This is a genomic window from Enterobacter sp. 940_PEND (assembly GCF_001059415.1).
In the GTDB taxonomy this organism is placed as follows: Bacteria; Pseudomonadota; Gammaproteobacteria; order Enterobacterales; family Enterobacteriaceae; genus Enterobacter; species Enterobacter cloacae_M.
Window position 1 is genome coordinate 19300 of record NZ_JUMS01000124.1, and the last position, 15221, is coordinate 34520.

Annotated in this window: 17 protein-coding genes; all 17 read left to right on the forward strand. The window is 37.1% G+C overall.

The features are described from left to right. Window positions 1-176: 176 nt before the first annotated feature. The 17 genes from ADJ24_RS25370 (at window position 177) to ADJ24_RS18450 (ending at window position 15203) form a co-directional block, all read left to right on the forward strand. Window positions 177-350 carry a hypothetical protein gene (locus ADJ24_RS25370; protein ID WP_164085561.1) on the forward strand — a complete coding sequence of 58 codons (174 nt, stop codon included), beginning with the start codon at window positions 177-179 and terminating at the stop codon, window positions 348-350. Window positions 351-428: 78 nt separating this feature from the next. Next, complete coding sequence (locus ADJ24_RS18385) at window positions 429-902, forward strand: HNH endonuclease signature motif containing protein (protein WP_023292991.1); 474 nt, start codon at window positions 429-431, stop codon at window positions 900-902. Between the two features lie 54 nt (window positions 903-956). After that, the gene (locus ADJ24_RS18390) at window positions 957-1427 is read left to right on the forward strand and encodes a hypothetical protein (RefSeq protein ID WP_023310817.1); all 471 of its coding nucleotides are present in this window, start codon (window positions 957-959) and stop codon (window positions 1425-1427) included. Between the two features lie 852 nt (window positions 1428-2279). Next, complete coding sequence (locus ADJ24_RS18395) at window positions 2280-2966, forward strand: EAL domain-containing protein (RefSeq protein WP_023310818.1); 687 nt, start codon at window positions 2280-2282, stop codon at window positions 2964-2966. A 242-nt stretch (window positions 2967-3208) separates the two neighbouring features. Next, window positions 3209-3808, forward strand: coding sequence for a hypothetical protein (locus ADJ24_RS18400; RefSeq protein WP_023292987.1), 600 nt, complete (start codon window positions 3209-3211; stop codon window positions 3806-3808). A gap of 319 nt (window positions 3809-4127) precedes the next feature. Beyond that, window positions 4128-4421 (forward strand): hypothetical protein, encoded by a 294-nt coding sequence (locus ADJ24_RS18405; protein WP_023292988.1) that lies wholly within the window; start codon window positions 4128-4130, stop codon window positions 4419-4421. Window positions 4422-4527: 106 nt separating this feature from the next. Beyond that, the gene (locus ADJ24_RS18410) at window positions 4528-4782 is read left to right on the forward strand and encodes a hypothetical protein (RefSeq protein WP_023310819.1); all 255 of its coding nucleotides are present in this window, start codon (window positions 4528-4530) and stop codon (window positions 4780-4782) included. 761 nt (window positions 4783-5543) lie between these two features. Beyond that, window positions 5544-6239, forward strand: a complete 696-nt coding sequence (locus ADJ24_RS18415; RefSeq protein WP_023292990.1) for an EAL domain-containing protein — start codon at window positions 5544-5546, stop codon at window positions 6237-6239. A gap of 22 nt (window positions 6240-6261) precedes the next feature. Further along, window positions 6262-6639 carry a hypothetical protein gene (locus ADJ24_RS18420; RefSeq protein WP_032668108.1) on the forward strand — a complete coding sequence of 126 codons (378 nt, stop codon included), beginning with the start codon at window positions 6262-6264 and terminating at the stop codon, window positions 6637-6639. 141 nt (window positions 6640-6780) lie between these two features. Continuing rightward, on the forward strand, window positions 6781-7335 hold the full coding sequence (locus tag ADJ24_RS18425; RefSeq protein WP_233422270.1) for a terminase small subunit: 555 nt from the start codon (window positions 6781-6783) through the stop codon (window positions 7333-7335). Further along, entirely contained in the window at window positions 7274-9127 is a 1854-nt protein-coding gene (locus ADJ24_RS24535) for a terminase gpA endonuclease subunit (RefSeq protein ID WP_023310821.1), read from the forward strand. The genes ADJ24_RS18425 and ADJ24_RS24535 overlap by 62 nt, the downstream gene beginning before the upstream one ends. Before the next feature lie 17 nt (window positions 9128-9144). Further along, window positions 9145-9687, forward strand: coding sequence for a hypothetical protein (locus ADJ24_RS25160; protein ID WP_023310822.1), 543 nt, complete (start codon window positions 9145-9147; stop codon window positions 9685-9687). Then, window positions 9687-11177: a phage portal protein gene (locus ADJ24_RS18430; RefSeq protein WP_023310823.1), complete on the forward strand. Its 1491-nt coding sequence runs from the start codon at window positions 9687-9689 to the stop codon at window positions 11175-11177. Before ADJ24_RS25160 ends, ADJ24_RS18430 begins: the two co-directional genes overlap by 1 nt. Next, window positions 11128-12954, forward strand: a complete 1827-nt coding sequence (locus ADJ24_RS18435; RefSeq protein WP_049224549.1) for a phage major capsid protein — start codon at window positions 11128-11130, stop codon at window positions 12952-12954. The genes ADJ24_RS18430 and ADJ24_RS18435 overlap by 50 nt, the downstream gene beginning before the upstream one ends. 14 nt (window positions 12955-12968) lie before the next feature. Then, window positions 12969-13268, forward strand: a complete 300-nt coding sequence (locus tag ADJ24_RS18440) for a hypothetical protein (RefSeq protein ID WP_023310825.1) — start codon at window positions 12969-12971, stop codon at window positions 13266-13268. Window position 13269: 1 nt separating this feature from the next. Continuing rightward, a complete protein-coding gene (locus ADJ24_RS18445) occupies window positions 13270-13707 on the forward strand; it encodes a hypothetical protein (protein WP_032668109.1) in 438 nt (145 codons plus the stop codon). Between the two features lie 2 nt (window positions 13708-13709). Continuing rightward, window positions 13710-15203: a hypothetical protein gene (locus ADJ24_RS18450; protein ID WP_152681775.1), complete on the forward strand. Its 1494-nt coding sequence runs from the start codon at window positions 13710-13712 to the stop codon at window positions 15201-15203. Window positions 15204-15221 lie beyond the last annotated feature (18 nt).

A 15221-nucleotide genomic window follows, 5' to 3' on the forward strand; every position in this document is an offset into this window, starting at 1 on the left:
AAAATGTTCACCTAGCCGAACTGCGAAGCATAATTCCATTTCTCCAGCCATCAGAGACTAAATAGATGGTAACATTATAATTCTCCTATATTGCTAAAGTATAGCCCCCTAAAAGGGCTATCTTTTTTGCTTGGGATAAATAACGTATACGTATACAAATCACATGAGTTAATTAAATGAAGAATAATAAATCTAAGGATAGAAAAGATAACGTAATAACCGCACGTTTATCTAATTCACAGGTTGAAGTACTAAAAAAATTGATTGATGAAGGTAAGGTATCAAAAGGTACTCTATCTTCTGCTGTAGGTTACTTAATTGATCAGTACATTGTACTAAACAGTAAGTAATTAATTGGTTGTCTACTAACCACACAATAAGTAGAAACGCGATTACAGGAAGTAACGCGGGTAATATGGAAGTTATATATGAAAATATGGAAAGAAACGAAATATGAATATTATGTAGTAAGTAATGAAGGTGATGTATTCAATACTAAGACAGAAACACTACTAAAGCTAACCCCTTCGGAATCTAATGGGTACTACAAAGTAACACTATCTGTCAAAGGTGGTGATAGTAGAACTGTAGAAGTTCATCGACTAATCGCAGAAACTTTTATTGAACGTGATGAATCATTGAAATTAGTTGTTGATCATATTGATGGTAATCCTCTAAACAATCACGTGGATAACCTACAATGGATTACACAAAAAGAGAATATGGCAAAAGCGAAAAATAAACGTAGCTGGAATAGATTCACCGAAGAAGAGAAAGTACAAATTATTGATGCGTGGAATACTGGAAAGTACTCATACATTGGGATTACATCCTACTTCAATCAACTATGGAACCGAAATACTACACGACATAGTTACACAAGAATTATCAAACAAGCATAATAACTTAGGGGCTATCATGTAGGAGTGACAGCCCCATATTAAGGGGGAATTATAATGGCGAGAAAAGAAACAATACACAATAATCAAATGATCCAGAATGAACTACGTTTCATTAGCTTTAATTCACTATCTAGTGAAGCAAAAGAAGTAATGCGTGGAATAATCCAGGAAAGTACTTTTCTAGGTAAAAACCGTGTACCGGAAGAAGATGTATTTGCGATAGTAAAGAATGCTCCTGAATTCAGTGAAGTTATGGTATTTGAACATCTAAAACTATTCAGACAGAATAAAAATCAAAACTATCCAGATAGTAAATCATCGCGTGAAAAGTACAAACGCATAGCAACCCTAGTATCACAGGCGTTTGAAGTACTAGTAAAGGAAGGGAAATCCCTTAATAGAATGAAGCAATACAAACCAAAGAAAACCGTAACAGAAGAACATGTAGCACTAGTTGAACTGCTAAAAGATGAAGGTGCGGATCTTATTACCTTAATTGAACGACTAGTAGCAATGAATAAGTAATTGATTTATATGTAAATAATAACCGTAACTATAACCGTATTGTATACGTCGAAAATACGGTTATTATGAGTAAAATACGGTTGATGCCACAACATATAGTAGTTAAATCAATGGGTTACATACCACATATTGATTCCCGTAACTTAATATAATATACACTTTAAAGTAAATGACTTACTTGTCTATTCAGTATCATAGAGCCTAACTCGCTTTGCTCGTTAGTCTCTGTAAAACCAAAAAGATAAGATCGTAAACTTGCGTTTTCTCGCTAGTCACTCGAAGAACGCCACGTCTTTTGTTTTTGTCTATCGACTACTGAAGGAAGTGAAAACCTATACTGTTTGGGGTCAGCCGTCTTTTGGAGTAACTACGCGGGCTTTGCCCTTGTCGGGTTATCGGGCTGTTTAAGCCATTACTATTAATTAATCTACTACTGGTACAGTACTACCAGAACTATGGACTTATCAGATGATGAGGCAGTATACTTCCAACAATCATTAGTTAACTAAGAGTTAGGTACAATAATCCGAGTAATTAATATCTTATCTGATCATCTAAAGGTAGAATCACCAGATAATCCCATATAACCTTTATGGTCTATTTGTGACTTTATTAGCACCGATTAACATTAAGAAATCATTAGGAAAGATGATACTTACGTAAATGATTGAAATAAAATATTAAACCCTCTGAAAACCGGATATTGGAGACAAGTACACAATTTACATTCGAAACCTTGAAAACATGTAGATAACAGGTATGTTTATAGGTATAGCTCGCTAACTAATAAAATTTATTAACTTATTCTCATTTAGATTACTTACAATACTTCAAGACGGGGAAGTGATTGATATGAAGCAGTTTTTCATAGTGGAGCCATTAGTAGACCCAGTTTCAATGAGGTTAAGAGGGGTTGAAATATTAACTCGCTTCCAAGATCAGTATGGTAAGTTTTACCCGCCGGATACTGTCATTCAGAGCATGAGCAATGAAGAAAGATGTTTGTTACTCAGAGAGCAAGTCACTGCTATCAAAGAAAAAAATGATTTCTTCACAAAGAACAATCTGTTGTGTAGTCTTAATGTTAACAGGGATATGATTGAATGTATCAATCGCACACCTGAAGAAGATTGCCTATTAAAGGGTATGAATTATGTGCGGCTTGAAATTTCAGAGAGTCTAGCAACATGTGAACTACACACCCGTACTAAACTAATAGAAGCACTATGTACTAGATTTGGTAAGGTATGGCTGGATGATTTGGGAGCAGGATATTGTGATATAAGCATGGTTGATGCTTCTCAGTATGAATTGATTAAGATTGATCGTGAATACTTCTGGCGGGAAGCCAAGAAAGAACAGCCATTCAAAGGTTTGATACTCTATAAAAATAAATGTAATAAAATCGTCTTTGAGGGCGTAGAGACAGATGAACAACTTGAACTAGCTAGACGTTTAGAGGTATGGGGTGTACAAGGTTACTTGTTTAACTCTTGTAAATTAATCGATATTGAAAGTCTGGCACTTCGCTATGACTAATATATGACTATATAAGGCTGACAAATTAATATCTAGAATCGTTATGTGCTATAAAATTCTGCCCCTTGATAATGGTATATATGAGATATATCGCTTGAGTGAAAGCAGCGATGATTCTTTTACTCAGTTAGCCCGGACTATCCTTAGTTCACATGAGGTTTTACTAACGAATCCACAGGTGTATCCCGACATTTCATATATAGACTATATTATGTTCTACGTACCCTAGTTAAGGAAGAAAAATGAATTATAATAAATGTGACTATTCTGCTATAGAATTAGTGGATGGTGTAATCTTTCGCATGAAAGATGATATTACTGGTTTTTATAAGTTAGTTGATAATGAAAAATATTACTATTATCATTTTGAGGATGGCGTCTATACACGTACTGATGGTTTAGTAACAATAGATAAGGGTGATCTTTTTTCTAATCTACTTGAGCTGAGAGCGGAGAGTTTCATTCATATCACAGACCAAAATATAGAAATGCCTCAGAGTGAATTCCGTAGTGCTTTTTTATATTTCGATAGTTTACGAGTCAGCATTGAAAGCATTGATGGAAACATGTCAATAAAATCATTTGATTATAAAACTGATACTGAAATTCAAACTTATAATGATGTACTACAGTTCTATAATCACATCATTGATAATAAATGTGCGTATTATGGAAGACCCGACTTTGACAATGATATTCTTATCAATTCATTACGCAATATTGGCGTTCCAATCGACCAGGTTAAGGAACATCTTACAAGATTTGATATGTTTTGTAGAATGATTATTCCTGAATATCAGTATCCAATCTCACCAACAGAGATAAAACAGCTTAGCTATTAATTTTCTCAATGCCTTTACTACTTGGTAAGGGCATTGAGCTTTTGGATTAACTTTAAAAAAACTTATCGATAATCTTATATGGCTTTACTTCTATATCATACCTAAAGTACACTCATAACCTCACGCCCCCCACTATGGGTAGGTTTGTTGAAGGTGTGGGTGTGGCGTGAAGCTACCATACAACAGCCCTCAGTACTGTTACTCCCCCTTCAGTTTACATGTAAGTAAAGAAATTCTACATAAGGCCGATACTACCCATTGTGACTTAGAGGATGTTGAAACAACCTCTTGTATTCCAGATAGTTCACAAGGGTTACTAATGGGGAAAATTATTGTAGTTTTATTGGTGCTCATCGCTTTGTATTTCAAAATCTCAGGTGGAGATGTTAAGCATGAAGCACAGCACGAAGAACCGTCTACCCAGCTCACCAATCAAGAGTTACAGGACGCTAAGGATTTCGCTCAGGCTCTTATCCAGCGTGATTACACATGCGATAAAGTCACTAGGTTTAGCAATGCGAACTTCTCAGGCCGTATAGATGTATGGTGTGATGATCAATACCAGTATGAGATTACAAAGCCTGGTGGACGCTGGCAGGTAGTAGCGAAGTAATCTGAAAATTTCAGTACTAAGCCCTTTATGATGTGAATCTACAGGGCTTTTTCAATTTGTAAATGATATTATCATTCAGAACTTGCCTATAGTGAAGAGTGGTAAAATGAAAATTACTGTTGAAAATATCTCTGAGATGTTCGAGGGAACGAAAGAACTATTGACTGGTGGGCTGATCACGGCTGTCACTGGTTTGATTATTATAATTGGTCCAAATGGCAATGAATATGTAAAAGTGCCTTTGATGTTTGTTGCGATATTTCTAATTACTATAATACCTGGTTTTATCGCGATGCTTTTCTCACCATTAACAAAACTGACAGCAAAGATTTTTGATATTAAAAGTAGCAATATACTTTGACGCCTGTTTTCATTTTTGTATTTCCTACTGTATTGGTTTGTAACGCTTTCAGTGTTCAACTTTATAATTAGAAATGTATTAAATGTACACCCAATAGAAGATGGTATGAAAATATGCTTTGCTATTGGGTGCTTTATTGTCGCAGTAGTACAAACAAGAAGATTTTACACAATACTTATTAAGTAATTGAATATGCCCCAATAACATGAACTGTCCTACTCAATGGGGCCGTCAATGTGTAGGGGCATTTTTTAGAATGGCAGTTCTTCTTGCCCACAGGACCAATCATCAGCATGTTGTTCAACCACTCGGCGTTCAGCATGTAGATAAACTAGAGCATCCAACACCTTGTTAAAGGGTGTCTCGCTAATCAGTACAAAACAATCCCTTTCAACCGTTCCCAGCCAGAACACCCCACCTACAGAACCTTCAAATATCACCCGATCACCAACTCGAATTGTTCAAGAATACTTCCCCGATAACAGACCGTGAACCAAACCCCAGCGTGTGAGAACTGATGAACACCTCTACGTATGGATGGATCGTAACCGTTCTTATTGCCCATTTCTAAGCCCTCCACTAACCGTTAGATACTGTAAATTTATACAGTGTAATACTGAAGAACAAGACGAAACGCTAAAAATTCAATAAAAACGATCATATTCAATAAGTTAAATGATTTTCTTTAGGCGAATAGTTTCTATACTAATAGATTTGAGCGATCAATAATAGAGTATAAATCGATTAAAGAGATCAATGTGATGATAATAACTAGCTTTATAGCAGAGCCGATCATGACAACTTCAGGCCAACTGGTTGGTTGTGAATTGTTAACCCGTTTCCATTGCCAGGACTTGCCTGTACTGAACAGTAAGTACTTCATCATGGCTATGGATAATGAAAGGAAGAGGGAACTACTCACACGACAACTACAGGCCATAGAATTACGTGCTTCATGGTTCAGGGATCACCGGCTTTTCTGTACCGTTAATGTTGATACCTTACAGGCACGGCTATGTGTATATGACAGTGGTATAACTCACTTACTGGATAAGCTGGAGTTTGTCAGGTTGGAGATCTCAGAAGACTTTGAAGGGTTGGAATTGGGTATAGATCATCCGGTGTTACGAACAATGTTAAACGTAGGCTATCGCTTGTTCCTTGATGATCTTGGTTCCGGTCGGGCTAACGTTGCGGCGTTAACTACTGGATGCTATGAAGCGGTAAAAATCGATAGGGCGTTCTACCGTGAGGAAGTACAGAAACCAACATTCAACGTACTGATGAAGAACATCATGAACTATTGCCCCTATGTAATCGTAGAGGGAGTAGAGCAGCGGCAAGAGCTACCAGTACTACGCGATGCTGGAGTAACTGCGGTTCAAGGCTATCTATACCGTTCAGTACCGTTCGACAAGATAACAACCTTATCTAACACCATAGTAAATACCCTATAGACAATAACTATGGGGTATACCTATGAACATCACATTACACTTCCCTCAAGGCTCTACAAGCATCATAGACGGTACTTATACAGGTTATGAGTATTCCCGTTCAGATAAGCTAATTAACGCTCATATCACGTTTGATGAATCATACAAGCTATTCATCAACCAACACCGTTTAGTACTCAGCTATAAATACATCACAGTGAATCACCAACACAGCTACACAATCGGTAGATGGGTTTATGACTGGAACACAATAGAAAATTACAAAGGCTCAGAGCGTGTACACCTCGACTATCTCCAGTGCTTGACTCAGGAATTAATACAAGATGAATCACTGAACAGTAGACCTATAGATAACTATCGAATTGCTCTATTGATCAATCAATTCAGAGAACAAAAATAACTCGACAATATGAGAACCTTTTTCATTTAGGTTCTCTTTGAACCTTAAAACACCGCGTAGATTTCGACGCACTTTGTTTTAAATATATGTGAAAAAATAATAAAGAGGCGAAACGTTATACAGATGAATAAGAACATTAGCATGAATCAGCTTGCGAAGCAGTACGGGTACAACGAATCAACAGTACGAGAATGGAAAGCACAGGGTATGCCAATTGGTCAAGGTACTGAAGAAGCTGATACACGAGCATGGATAGTACAGAATGTAATTCTACCATTACGTAATACCGATACACGCGAACAAATAGATCAAGAACGCCTACGTAAACTAAAAGCAGAAGCGGCATTATCTGAACTTGAATTACAGGTGAAACATGGAACGGTAGTTAGCACTGAATATCTTGAACAAGTACTAACTGAATACCTATTTCAAGTTAAAACAGCAATGAGAGCTATCCCTAGTAAAACATACCTAGAGTTATTCGCACAGACAGACGCGAAAGATTTACGAGATATATTAAAACAACATATTGATAGTACTTTATTCCAGCTAGGAAGTATGGAATTTGAGTTACCCACGGATGAAGAAATATTAGAAGATGGAAACGAACAAGAAGAAATTAACGCAAGTACTGATGAAAGTACTGCCGACGATACAGCCACCGAAGATACAGAAAACGAGCCAATGGATCAGTAATGGTGTAGTTAAGTTTGTTGACGGGCCGAATATGGGGCTTGATTGGGTTCCGTTTTCCTTTCAACGTGAACCAATGGATATAGCACAACATAGAAGTACTAAAAAGATCATTCTACAGTCATGTAGTCAGCTTTTAAAAACCACTGTTTTACAATCCATAGCATTTAACCTAATGGCAAATGATCCATGTAATTTTGCTTTTGGTAGTTCTTCTGAATCTGAAGTGAAGAAATTCAAGGATGGTAAATTTCTACCAGCTATTGAAACTAGTGAAGTACTAAGCCCATTAGTAACAGACAAGAATGATAAGAACGCCGCGAACAACGCGAAGCAAACACAAATGATAAACGGTACTTTTGTGTACTGGCTAAACCTCAATACACCAGGAAACCTACGCGGTATTACATGTCGTGTAGTTCTATTGGATGAGGTGAGTAATGTTTCTATTACAGAAGAAGGTTCACCAATAAAACTAGCAGAAGCACGTACTAGTACTTTCGGTGATGATGCTCTGGTTGTTATTTCAAGTACACCATTATATAAAGATGATCTAATTAACAGTGAATATAACCTCTCTGATAAACGCCGTTGGTTTGTTACTCACACTTGCGGTCATGAATATACTTTTGAATGGGAGCAAGTAGCATTTGAATTCAAACAACTTGAGAATGGTAGAGCAATACCAGACAGTACAACTACCCGTTTAATTTGTCCTCATTGTCAGGAAGAGATAGACGAGCATACACGCCACCAAATGATCGATAACGGGCGATGGATAGCTACTAGTACTGATGGTGATCCGGGTGTAGTTGGCTATCAGATTTCGCGTATGTATTCCCCATTGAATACTATTTCAGAAATGGTTAGTAAGTTTGCCGATGCTCTTTATAATTTCAATCTTCAAACATTTTATAATAATGAATTGGGATTACCCTATGAAGATGAATACGCAAAAGAACTAGATATACTTCGATTGGAATCATTACGTGAAGATGAATTTAATATACATAGAATACCAGAATCAACACTCGGAATTTGTATAAGCGTCGATCAACAATTAGATAGGTGCGAGGCCAGTATTTTAGGATTTGATGAAAAGAACATTTATGTACTTGGTCATGAATTTTTCTATGGCCATGATTGTACTAAAATCGAATCACAGGCATGGAAGGATTTAGATCAGTTTTGCCGTCAAGATTTCCGAAGTGTTGACGGTCGCATAGTACCTACACTTGCTGTATTCGTGGATAGTTCGAACGGTAACGCTACAGATACAGTTAAGAAGTTTACCGCACGTTGGGCTAAGTATCATCCTATTAAGGGTTCTAGCAGTACTACAAGTGACCTATTCAAACAGAGTACACAAGCCGGATATAAACTACAGATCCTAAATGTTCATGAACAAAAGAATACTATTCGTAAACTTTTAAACTTGATGCTCAGTACTGAAGCAGAGAACGCACCAATTCAATTACGCTTTTCCAGTACTCTACCATCAGATTACTTTGAACAACTATCAGCCGAAGAGTTAAAACCTGCTGGTGGTAAATTAGTATGGCGACTAAAGAAAGGGCAGAAGAGAAACGAGGCTCTAGATTGTCTGGTCTATGGAATGATCGCAATCGTATATTCCCAATCACAATTAGGTACGCAACCGTTTAGAAAACTACGCGAACATAAAGCCAAATCATTACCACAAAAGATAAATAAACCAGAAGAATCACAACCTACCCAAAGTACCAGACGTTCTAGGCGTACTGGTGTGGGTTCAAACTGGTTTGGAAAAACGTAAAATGATAAGGATATCCAATGGCAATTTTACCAGAAAAGATTTATATGGTTTCAAACCCATATGATTATCTTGTAACAATTCCTGCTAAAACACTTTTCGTTATTTCATATGTCAGTACTGGTAATTCAATTACATTAGATAACAGTAATAGTGATAGTGAACAACCATTTACTATTACCTTTGAAACTAACGTTGCTTCAGAAAAGCTATTCTGTACAACTATTACTAATGGTATTGCCAGTACTTCCCAATGTGAAGTAATCGATCCAACAAAACATACTGAAGAATACGCACGTATTCGTAAGATGATTGAAGAGATCGAAGCGGTAATTGAAGCAAAAATACAAGGTGGTGCTAACTACAGCATTACAATTAATAATAAAACTCTAGTTAGTGAGTCATTAGCAAACTTAGAAACAATCCGTGCTCGTTATATTGAACGTGCTAATTCTCTATGGGTTAAAATGAATGGTCAACCTACATCTGGTTCTAGTAGACCATTTAAGAGTATGACTGTATTCCGAGATCCTAACTATCCAGATCGTTGGGGTACTCGCTAATGTGGTTTAAGAAAAAACAACCAGAACAACCAAAACCAGTACAGAAAACTAATGAAGTCCGTGAACATGTTGGTAAAACATTACAACGTGATTTAAACCAGATTCGTACAACTAGTAATGGTGTGAATGCTTTCGGCTTTGGTGTCGGTACTAACTCAGTAAGTATTAATAACATCATTAAATGGCATCTATCAGAATGGCGTAATCAATCACGTGACGCAACACTAGTAAACCCAATCGCACGTAAGTACATGATGCTTTCTGTAGATGGTGTAGTAGGCAGTAATGGTATCTATGTAAAACCATCAGTAGATATTGATGTTGATGAAGAAACAAAACATACCATTAACCAACAACTAGAAAAACTATTTGATCGTTGGGCTTACGATGCTAGTAAATTCTCTATTGATGGCTCAATGACTTTTGATCTATTCGCACAAGTACTAGAGAAACACCGCTGCCGCGATGGTGAAGCGTTTGTACGTATTCATAATTTCAACCGTTCTATCAAGATTGAAATTATTGATTCTGCCCGTTTGACTCAGTTGAATAACGCAGTACTGGCAGATGGATATATCAGTAATGGGATTGAATATAACAAGTACCGTCAACCTGTAAACTACTATTTCGCTAAATATAATCCAGTAACATATACATATGATGCTACTAGTTATGAAGTTGTACCAGCAAATGAAATCCTACATTACTTTGTTATGGATGATGCCACACAGGAACGCGGTATACCGGATCTAATTGCCAGTACTAAAGTTTTAGCAGACTTAAAGAACTTCCAGGAAGCGGCATTACTTGCTAAACGAATCTCAGCCAGTGTAACCACATTCATTACTAATAATGGCGGTAACAATGAATTAGCACTAGATGAAGGTGAACAAGATACAGCGATTTATAACGAGTACTTAGAACCTGGTGCTATCTTTGAATTAAATGCTAATCAAGATGTTAAATCGGTTGAGCCCCGTAATGGTGTTGACGGTATAGCAGAATTCACAGATGTACTATTTGATAATATTTCAATGGGCTTAAATGTCACTAAGCAATCCCTAATGGGAAGTACTGCTGATGCGTCATTTAGTGCTGCGAAACTTGCCGAACGCCTACAAGCTACAACTTTCAGTACTCGAACTAATGTACTCATAAATAAAGTACTCAAGCCAATTTATACAGCTTGGTTAAAGAATGAAATGCTAAATAATAGTAAGTTGAAATTAAGTTTTTCTGATTTCGATGATCTTGTATGTGCTCGTTATATCCCTACTAAACCTATTTCACTTGATCCATTGAAGGATATTCAATGTGAAGTAGCTGCTATTGATGCTGGTTTGAAATCCCGTACACAGGTAATTAGTGAAATGGGTGGTGATCCACGTGTTGTACTTCAAGAAATAGAGAATGAGAAAAATATGAACAAGGAAGTTCTAGATGAAAATCAAAAAACAGACGAGGGAATTAACCCTACCAACGGCGATTAATTCTGATAATCGTACCGTTGAAGTTGCTTTTTGTTCTGAAACTCCTGTAGCACGTGAAATAGAAGGGAAGTTATATAACGAAGTACTTCTATGTAATCCAGAAAATGTAGACCTATCGCGTTTGAACAATTCAGGGGCAGTACTTTTTAATCATGACCGAGATCATTTGATTGGCAAAGTACTAGCGGCACGTATTGATTCAGACAAGGTAGGCCGTGCTGTATTACAGATTTCCAATGCTTCGGAAAAAGAATGGGAACAAATCAATGAAGGTGTATTAACACATATTAGTTTTGGTTACACAGTTAATGATTACCGTATTGAAGGAAACATTATCTATGTAACTCATTTTACCCCATATGAAATATCACTAGTAACAGTGCCAGCCGATGTATCCGCCGGAGTTGGTCGCTCATTGATAAATAACAATGATGACAACCAGAAGGATATGATCATGGAAGATAAAAACGAAATCGGAAGTACTGAACCTGAAATCAAAGATGAATCAGAAGTAGTTAGTACTGAAGTTGAATCTGAAGAAGAAATTACTGAACAAGAAGAAGTAGAAGAATCTGAAGAAGTACGTATGAGCGATGAAGAACTATTAGCACTAATGGCTAATCGTCCAGACTTGCTTGAACAAATGATAAATAAAACCGACGTTGAAGAACAACGCGAAGATGTACAAGAAAGTACTGATGATTCTGAAGTAGAAGATTCTACAGAAGAAGTGGAACGTAAACGTGAATTGGAATCAATCGGCGTAGTTCTAAATATTGATGTGTCTGAAGCAATTGAAAATGGAATTTCAGTTGAGGACTTCAAACGCACACTAAATACAAAAACAAATCCAAATCATGATAAGGAAATCAAAATGGAAAAATCCGTATTAAATGGCCTAATTCGTTCACTAAGTGAAGGTAATTTTGCTGGTAAAACTGAAATCCCTGCGGGTGATTTCGTCCGTACTTCTACTACTGTTGGCGGTGCTGCTCTAGTTAAAGAAGTATACGCAGATTCTTATATTGATGTGCTACGTGCTCAGTCAGTATTTGCTACTCTACCTGTACAAGTATTCGCAAATCTCGAAGGTGAAGGTAATCTAGTTCTACCTAAACTATCTGCTGATTTCACTGATAACTTCGGTTATGTTACTGAAGGTGCTCCATCACCATCTTATAACGCCGCTTTTGAGAAGGTCACTCTAAAGCCAGAAATCTTTACCGGTTCTGTTGAACTAACTCGTACTCTAATCAAATCTGCTAGTACTGCTGAACAGTATATTCAAGATGCGATGGTTAAGGGTGCTGCTCTAAAACTAGAACGTCTAATTCTTGCTGATGTTGTTGCTAAGGCTCCAGAAGTAACCCTAACTGCTGCTCTAACCAAAACCGATGTTATTAGTGCTCTAGCTACTCTAGCTGCTGCTAATGTCCGTGTTGAGAATGTAGTTGCTATTGTACATCCTACTACCGCTGCTGTATTGCGTACTACTCTAGATGGTTCTAACACCGCTGCTAAGTACTTGCTACAAGGCTATATGGGTGACGGTATTCTAGCTGATTCAGTACGTATTATTGAATCTACTCAAGTTGCCGCTGGTGCTATTGTGTTTGGCGATTGGTCAAATATCATCATGGCTCAATGGGGTTCAGTAACTATGGATCGCGATGATACAACTCAACGTAACTCTATGGGTATTGTTCTACGTACTTTCAGCTTCCAATCTCATGCTCTAGCACACGATGAAGCATTCCTAGTACTAAACCTAGCTTAATACAGGTATGACAAATGAGAGCATTTCTTAGTAACTCGCAAATAGAGTATCTATTAAATGCTTTTGGTGAAAAGCTCGTCATTGTTCAAGATGGTGTATCAATAACGATTACCGCAATTTTTGAACAAGACGAGTTTTTTTTCGATGATAGTCAAACTACCGTAACATATTTTAGTGCCAAGTCAGGAATTAAACTAAATAGTACCTTCACAATTGATAACACCGAATACCTAGTAAATAGAATAGATGATGATACAAGCGGTATCTCTAACTATCACTATATTCGCAAGATCGATTTAGAAGAGGAAGTATAATATGTTCACGGCAGACTATACAATAAGAAAGTATTTGATTAATAAATTAGCAGTAATTGTTAATCTACAATATCCATCAAAAGCAACAGTAGATGATACTACAAAGGTTTATATTGGTGATTCTTCAGTACAACGTACACAGATAGCCAAAGCAAATCAAATTGTAAACAATCAAATCGTACCATCAACTATTAGAAATTTATGTGAATTTCGAGTTGAGTTTGTAGCTGTTGGACAATCATATAAAGGTGCTTCGGATGAAATAGAAAAGATTCTTGAAGAACTTTATACATCTGGTTTCTTTGATGAACTAAACCAGCAACTTCCAATGCCATTATTCAATATCCGAATTGAAGATAGTCTAATGACTTCCCAAGCCGAAGCCACGGAAACCGCATATGTTCACACGCAAACACTATCTTTTAGCTATGGGGAATAATTATGGCTCAAACATTTTTAGGGAATCTAACTACAGTATGGATTAATACCGATACAACCAACGTTGATCCAAATGCCCGTACTTTTGTTCAAGTTGAAAACCTTTCAGCGTTTCCAAGTTTTAGTGAATCAACTTCTGTTTCAACTGTAGAAACATATGATAGTACTTACACCTCTAAAGTAGCGGGTGATAGTTCATATGGTGATATGACTATTCAAGTTAACTACGTTCCAGGTGAAAACGCCGTACTTGATTCTGCTGTTGATTCTCAGCAGTTAGTACAAGTCAAAGTAGAAATGCTTGATGAAGGTTCAAACGATACAACCGTAAACTATGTGCTTTATAACGGGTACTTATCCAGCGTATCAGATACGTCAGATATGGATCAGGTTGTTACCCGCTCATACGTATTCACACCAGAAAACCAGGTATCAGCAGGTATTCTTGATGAATCTGTAGTTGAACTTTATCGTGGTGATTGGGGCGTTGGTTCGAACGGTAACGAGTTCCCAAGCTATCAAGGCCGTGATGGTAACTCATTCGTTAAGATCGCAGCAGCCTACGCACCAACAGGTGTTGATATGTTGGGTATCACTAACCTTGATGGTTCTAACGGTACCCAATTAGTAATGAACAAAACCGGTACGCCAGTACTGAACATTCGTAACTTCTCAACAGCAAGTAACGGGGCATGGTACAAGGTCTACACCAGTGCCGATAAACCAACGTTAACAGAACTTGGTGCGGCAGCCGCTACAGATCTCAGTAACTACGTACCAATCACACGTACTGTCAATGGTAAAGCACTTACAGCCAACATTACTTTAGTGGCAGCAGATATTAGTGATGTTTACTCTAAGACCTACATTGATTCAAACATAGTTCCGAAAGTATTCCAGTTAAACGGACACGCATTATCAGGAACGGCGTTGAACTTAGTAGCCGCAGATATTCTTGATGTGTATTCACAGACTCAGGTTAATAATGCCTTTGTTGCTAAAACGGTTACTGTTAATGGATTATCATTAAGTTCTAATATTACATTAACGGCAACACAACTTACTGATATGGCATCATTGGCATTTAGTAATAGTACTTATGTGCCTAAGACGTTCTTAATCAATAACAAGCCATTATCTGGTACTAACATTCAATTGGTAGCAGCAGATATTAGTGATGTATATTCCCGTACTGAAAGTAACGGATTGTTTGCGTTACGTATCACTACAATTAACGGTTATGCTCTTAACAGTAACGTAACCTTGAACTATAACGATGTGGGAACGTATTCAAAAGCACAAATTGATGCTAAAGATGCCGCACTACAAGCGAACATTGATACCAAAGTAACTATCACTCAAGACCTTCTAACAATAAATAACGTAGAAGATACTTTAGAACTTGATATGTCTGATGGTAAACGTGTATTCAAAGCAACACTAACCGCAGCAGTAACACAACTAAGGGCTTTGTTGAATAAATCGAACTTTTGCTGAGTTGAAGGATCAGATCAC

Coding starts and splice junctions, on each gene's coding strand:
- ADJ24_RS18410 (WP_023310819.1), top strand. CDS start 4,528: ATGAAAATTACTGTTGAAAATATCTCTGAGATGTTCGAGGGAACGAAA.
- ADJ24_RS18400 (WP_023292987.1), top strand. CDS start 3,209: ATGAATTATAATAAATGTGACTATTCTGCTATAGAATTAGTGGATGGT.
- ADJ24_RS18430 (WP_023310823.1), top strand. CDS start 9,687: ATGTGGTTTAAGAAAAAACAACCAGAACAACCAAAACCAGTACAGAAA.
- ADJ24_RS18415 (WP_023292990.1), top strand. CDS start 5,544: ATGATAATAACTAGCTTTATAGCAGAGCCGATCATGACAACTTCAGGC.
- ADJ24_RS18425 (WP_233422270.1), top strand. CDS start 6,781: ATGAATCAGCTTGCGAAGCAGTACGGGTACAACGAATCAACAGTACGA.
- ADJ24_RS18390 (WP_023310817.1), top strand. CDS start 957: ATGGCGAGAAAAGAAACAATACACAATAATCAAATGATCCAGAATGAA.
- ADJ24_RS18420 (WP_032668108.1), top strand. CDS start 6,262: ATGAACATCACATTACACTTCCCTCAAGGCTCTACAAGCATCATAGAC.
- ADJ24_RS25160 (WP_023310822.1), top strand. CDS start 9,145: ATGGCAATTTTACCAGAAAAGATTTATATGGTTTCAAACCCATATGAT.
- ADJ24_RS25370 (WP_164085561.1), top strand. CDS start 177: ATGAAGAATAATAAATCTAAGGATAGAAAAGATAACGTAATAACCGCA.
- ADJ24_RS18440 (WP_023310825.1), top strand. CDS start 12,969: ATGAGAGCATTTCTTAGTAACTCGCAAATAGAGTATCTATTAAATGCT.
- ADJ24_RS18445 (WP_032668109.1), top strand. CDS start 13,270: ATGTTCACGGCAGACTATACAATAAGAAAGTATTTGATTAATAAATTA.
- ADJ24_RS18435 (WP_049224549.1), top strand. CDS start 11,128: ATGAAAATCAAAAAACAGACGAGGGAATTAACCCTACCAACGGCGATT.
- ADJ24_RS18395 (WP_023310818.1), top strand. CDS start 2,280: ATGAAGCAGTTTTTCATAGTGGAGCCATTAGTAGACCCAGTTTCAATG.
- ADJ24_RS24535 (WP_023310821.1), top strand. CDS start 7,274: ATGAAAGTACTGCCGACGATACAGCCACCGAAGATACAGAAAACGAGC.
- ADJ24_RS18450 (WP_152681775.1), top strand. CDS start 13,710: ATGGCTCAAACATTTTTAGGGAATCTAACTACAGTATGGATTAATACC.
- ADJ24_RS18405 (WP_023292988.1), top strand. CDS start 4,128: ATGGGGAAAATTATTGTAGTTTTATTGGTGCTCATCGCTTTGTATTTC.
- ADJ24_RS18385 (WP_023292991.1), top strand. CDS start 429: ATGAAAATATGGAAAGAAACGAAATATGAATATTATGTAGTAAGTAAT.